The organism is Mesorhizobium sp. M0293 (assembly GCF_040321735.1).
GTDB lineage: Bacteria > Pseudomonadota > Alphaproteobacteria > Rhizobiales > Rhizobiaceae > Mesorhizobium.
Genome location: NZ_JAMYSA010000254.1, coordinates 1 through 1,929 on the forward strand (window position 1 = coordinate 1; position 1,929 = coordinate 1,929).

3 protein-coding genes are annotated in these 1,929 nt (G+C 60.7%); 2 read left to right on the forward strand and 1 reads right to left on the reverse strand.

Features of this window, described 5'->3' with window-relative positions; all coding sequences use genetic code 11:
* Window positions 1-123 precede the first annotated feature (123 nt).
* A complete protein-coding gene (locus NKJ06_RS35230; protein WP_352633327.1) occupies window positions 124-864 on the forward strand; it encodes a polysaccharide deacetylase family protein in 741 nt (246 codons plus the stop codon).
* A gap of 13 nt (window positions 865-877) precedes the next feature.
* On the opposite strand, the gene NKJ06_RS35235 is transcribed toward NKJ06_RS35230, so the two are convergent.
* On the reverse strand, window positions 878-1,306 hold the full coding sequence (locus tag NKJ06_RS35235) for a MarR family winged helix-turn-helix transcriptional regulator (protein ID WP_352633323.1): 429 nt from the start codon (window positions 1,304-1,306) through the stop codon (window positions 878-880).
* A 120-nt stretch (window positions 1,307-1,426) separates the two neighbouring features.
* Between NKJ06_RS35235 and NKJ06_RS35240 the strand changes: the two genes are divergently transcribed.
* Window positions 1,427-1,834 carry a hypothetical protein gene (locus NKJ06_RS35240; protein ID WP_352633322.1) on the forward strand — a complete coding sequence of 136 codons (408 nt, stop codon included), beginning with the start codon at window positions 1,427-1,429 and terminating at the stop codon, window positions 1,832-1,834.
* The last annotated feature ends 95 nt before the right edge of the window (window positions 1,835-1,929 follow it).

The following is a 1,929-nucleotide window of genomic DNA, read 5'->3' on the forward strand; positions in this document are numbered from 1 at the left end:
AAACCGCTTTCTCTTCATCAGTCCGTCCTTCAATCAAGGCCCGGACTCTAATCTCAGATGGAGGAAATTCTCAGTGGCAGGTCAATGGCGGCCTGCCATACCCGCACCCGGATATTGCGAGTGATGACACTTTTTCGGCTTGTCTTGGCGGCACTGTTGATTTTTGTGGTCCCCGCCCATGGGGCCGACCGCACCATCTATCTCACCTTCGACGATGGCCCGCTGAACGGCACAAGCAACATCCTCGATGTGCTGGAAGCCGAGCAGGTTCCGGCAACCATGTTCATGGTCGGCATGCATGCGCAGGCGAGCGCAGGTAACAGGGCGCTCGTCCAACGCGCCAGGCAGCTTGCGCTGGTGACGCTCGGCAACCACAGCTATAGCCACGCCAACAACCGCTACCAGCATTTTTACGCCGACACCGAAGGTGTCGTTGCCGACATGATGCGGGCGAATGCGGTACTCGGGCTCAAGCCGGTGGTGCACGCGCGGCTGCCGGGGCGTGACGTGTTCAGGCTGCCCTCGATGTCGAAGAACGACACCTCGCTCGGCCTGGCCCAGGAGGGTCGTGAGGAGCCCGACTACGAGTTCGTCGCCGCCTCAGGCTTCTATCTCTACGGCTGGGATCACGAGTGGGTACACAAGGACAGCGGCGAGCCGGTGCAGAGCGTCGACCATCTGGTCAGCGAGATCGATCACTTGTTCGGATATGGCCGCTTCGTCAAGCCCGGCAAGCTGATCCTGTTGATGCATGACGAGATGTTCCAGGACCGCTTCGACGGCAAGACGAAGCTGACCAATTTGATCACCGCGCTGAAGCTGCGCCATTACACCTTTGGGACAATCCGGGGCTACGACGACTGAGTCTTATCCTGCTCTAGCTTTCGACATTCGCCCGCAATGCCGCCAGCACCTGCGCGAACTCCGCCAGCCGCTCGTCGGACAGTCCGACCCGCAGCCGCTTGTCAAAGGACAACGCGGCCTTGCGCAATGTCTCGAACATCGCCTCTCCGGCCGCGGTCAGTTCGACCAGATGAACCCGGCGGTTGACGGTATCGCGGCGGCGCATCAGCAGGCCCTGCGCCTCCATCGCGTTGAGATGGTGGGTCAGCGTCGCCCCCTGGATGCCGATCATGCCGGCAAGCTCGCGCTGATTGGCAAGCTTGCTCGACTTGACAGACAGCAGAGTGAGCCAGACCGGCAACGTACCGCCCGCTTCGACAAGAGCAGCATCGAAGGCTTGGGCGACAAGCTTGGCGGTGCGGCCAAGATTCATGCCGACTGGCGGGCGGTCAAAGGGCGTCATCGTCAGACACTAGGCGGTGTTCTCCGTAGAGGGAACTGAGTGACAGGCTTATACATTGACATCTAATCATTTGATATCTAATTATATGCGAACGGCGGGCAAAAAAGAGGAAATGCGGTCATGCAATATGTCTATATCGTCGTCCTCGGTCTTCATGTCATGGCCGGCGTGTTCTGGGCCGGCACCACCATCGCGGTCGGCCGCGATCCGGAGATCCGAGCGGAACGGTTCTTCCGGCCCCAAATGGGTGCGGCCGGACTGGTTTTCTTCACCGGCATACTGCTTTGGTATTTCTTCCATGAAGGCCTTTTCGGCCCGATGGAGAAGGTGCTGGCGCTGGGAATCGCCACGGCTCTAATTGCCGCCGGCGTACAGGGCGCGCTGGTGGGTTCTGCCACCAGGCAGCTTGCCGGCACCGATGCGGCGACGGAAGCCCAGTTGCGCGCGAAAATGACAAGAGGCGAGCGCATCGCCGGCGGTCTGCTGGTTATCACCGTGCTGTGCATGGCCGTCGCGCGGATGGTCTGAGACGCAGCACAATTTCACGGATCGCATGTTGTCTGGCGACGAGCCAATGACGTGCGGGCGCGCGGTCGGACCGAAGTACACGGGCTCTCGTACGC

Bases quoted from the DNA above. Each gene is read 5' to 3' on its own strand.
- NKJ06_RS35230 (WP_352633327.1), top strand. From the start codon at position 124: ATGACACTTTTTCGGCTTGTCTTGGCGGCACTGTTGATTTTTGTGGTC.
- NKJ06_RS35235 (WP_352633323.1), bottom strand. From the start codon at position 1,306: ATGACGCCCTTTGACCGCCCGCCAGTCGGCATGAATCTTGGCCGCACC.
- NKJ06_RS35240 (WP_352633322.1), top strand. From the start codon at position 1,427: ATGCAATATGTCTATATCGTCGTCCTCGGTCTTCATGTCATGGCCGGC.